This window comes from Acidobacteriota bacterium, assembly GCA_034211275.1.
In the GTDB taxonomy this organism is placed as follows: Bacteria; Acidobacteriota; Thermoanaerobaculia; order Multivoradales; family JAHZIX01; genus JAGQSE01.
This window is the reverse complement of the sequence record JAXHTF010000396.1, coordinates 1-1505: the sequence shown is the minus strand read 5'-3', so window position 1 is coordinate 1505 and position 1505 is coordinate 1. Positions and strand designations below refer to the sequence as shown.

The following is a 1505-nucleotide window of genomic DNA, read 5'->3' as shown; positions in this document are numbered from 1 at the left end:
TTCGAAGCGTTTTTCGATGGTGGGCTGGCCTTTGTGGGCCTTGAGTACGTCGGCAGGGCTAAGCGTTTTGTCGTTGGTGAGCAGCGGGTACATTCCGTCGCTTTTTCGGTCGTAGTCGATGGCATCCTGATCCAGGTTCCACTCCAAGTCGTAACGCCGGTGCGTGACCTTGCGGTAAGGGGTATCAGGTCCCGGACGCCCCTTGCGCATCTGATGGAAGGTGTGGACTTCCCTTCTGATCCGCCGGACCTGCAGGTAGCGCTTCACCCGGCGGCGATCGAGAATTTGCTCCACTTTTTTATCGATCTCGCCGGCCTTGCGAAGCCTGGTTCGGGGTTTGCGGAGGCGCTCTCTGAGGTCGCCCAACTCCTCCGTGGCCTTGGGTAATATTTTAGCCATGTGAAACGGGCCGCCATAAGGCCTTTTGGTGAAGGCATTAGTGATCCATAAATACTAGTGAATTACCTAGACAAAGAAAGCATGCCGTGATATTGATTGGTGTATGACAAACACCAGTCAAGAAGAGAAGCTGAAGCTGATTCTGACGCAGGAGGAGGCCGAAGAGGTCTTCAGCCAAGGCAGGGAACTCGTCGTTTTCTATCTCCTCGAGCTCTCCAAACGCAATGACGAGCTGGAGCGGCGGATCGCGGAGCTGGAGCGGCGATCTTCGGGGAGGCCTTCCTCCACGCCCTCGGGGATGATCCCACCGTACGAGAAGGCAAAGAGCCGAAAGCGCGGCAAGAAGCCCGGACGAAAGCCCGGCCATGCCGGATCGCGCAGGGCGAGGCCGCCGAAGGTGGACCGTACCGAGGAGCACCGTCTGGAGCAGTGTCCGCATTGCCAGAACCCGGTGGACGCGAAGAAGCCGGCGCGGAAGCGCAGGCGCATCATAGAGGACTTGCAGGAAAGCGAGACCGAGGCTGTCGAGCACTTGATCCACGGGTGCTGGTGCCCGGTGTGCAAGAAGATCGTGGAGCCTCAAATCATCGATGCCTTGCCGAAGTCTACGGTGGGACACCGGGCGGTGGCCTTGACGGCCTGGCTGCACTACGGCGTCGGGATCACGCTCTCCCAGATCCTGGAGGTCCTGAACCACCACTTCCACTTCCAGGTGTCGGCGGGCGGCCTGGTGCAGATGTGGTATCGCATCCAGGCGATCTTCCACGCCTGGTACGAGCAGATCGAGGCCGAGGCCAGGGAGGCGTCCTACCTGCACGCCGACGAGAGCGGGTGGCGCGTCAACGGCAGCACCGACTGGCTCTGGTGCTTCACCAATGAAGACCTGACCTACTACATGCGAGAAGCTCGCCGGGATCCCCTCGGCGAAGGTGGCGCAGAGCTCGGTCGCATCCGCGTCCGGCGCGTCCTCCGCCGCGGAGAGGACCTCGTAGATGAGCGAGAGGTAGGGCTCCGTGCCGGTGTGGACGATCTCGACATCATCGAAGGGGATCTCGTGCGCGAAACAGTAGCGCAGGGCGTGACGCACCTCGTTCACCTCGCCCAGG

At 60.9% G+C, this 1505-nt stretch carries 2 protein-coding genes; one reads left to right on the top strand and one right to left on the bottom strand.

From position 1 onward, the window contains the following. Positions 1–366, bottom strand: a 366-nt coding sequence (locus SX243_26290) for a hypothetical protein (GenBank protein MDY7096496.1), incomplete at its 3' end; no start/stop codon positions are given. A 136-nt stretch (positions 367–502) separates the two neighbouring features. Between SX243_26290 and SX243_26285 the strand changes: the two genes are divergently transcribed. Then, the coding region (locus SX243_26285; protein MDY7096495.1) for a transposase at positions 503–1505 on the top strand (1003 nt) is incomplete at its 3' end.